Origin of the sequence: Vibrio sp. M260118 (genome assembly GCF_036533755.1) — a bacterium.
Lineage (GTDB): Bacteria > Pseudomonadota > Gammaproteobacteria > Enterobacterales > Vibrionaceae > Vibrio.
Genome location: NZ_JATABG010000715.1, coordinates 1 through 476, shown reverse-complemented (window position 1 = coordinate 476; position 476 = coordinate 1). Strand labels below are relative to the sequence as shown.

1 protein-coding gene is annotated in these 476 nt (G+C 38.9%); it reads left to right on the top strand.

What is annotated here, in order from left to right; all coding sequences use genetic code 11:
* On the top strand, nt 1-437 hold a 437-nt coding region (locus QTO00_RS20800), incomplete at its 5' end, for a hypothetical protein (RefSeq protein ID WP_331426402.1).
* Nucleotides 438-476 lie beyond the last annotated feature (39 nt).

Genomic DNA, 476 nt, shown 5'->3' with positions numbered 1-476 from the left:
AAGTAAAAGAGCTTAATGAAAGAGCAGAGTTCAACAACCTGAAACGTCACTCTTTGTTGCATAAAATTATTAAAAAAATATCACTAGTTTTAAAGATTTTGTTAGGAATAATCGGCCTCATCGCATTGGTATCATTCTTTTATGATCGAAAAGAGTCCGCACTAGAGACAACATTCCGCGCTCTAAATCAACTCCAACCCAATTCATCTACGGCCACAGGGCAGGAATTAGCGTTCAACCTGTTAGTAACAAACGACTGTTTAGGCCTTGAGAACAATACATCATATAACCACTCGAATACCCTCTACTTTACAAAGTGGCCTAGCTTTATTGACCAACCATTCTATCGAATAGCTAGATACCTTTTCTGTGTACGGGATGCAGTCAACCTCAGGGGAGTGTATTTTGGCGGTAATCCTACCAAAACAAAGCTCTGATGAATCCCCTAATGATTTTGGTAAAAATCATTAGGGGAT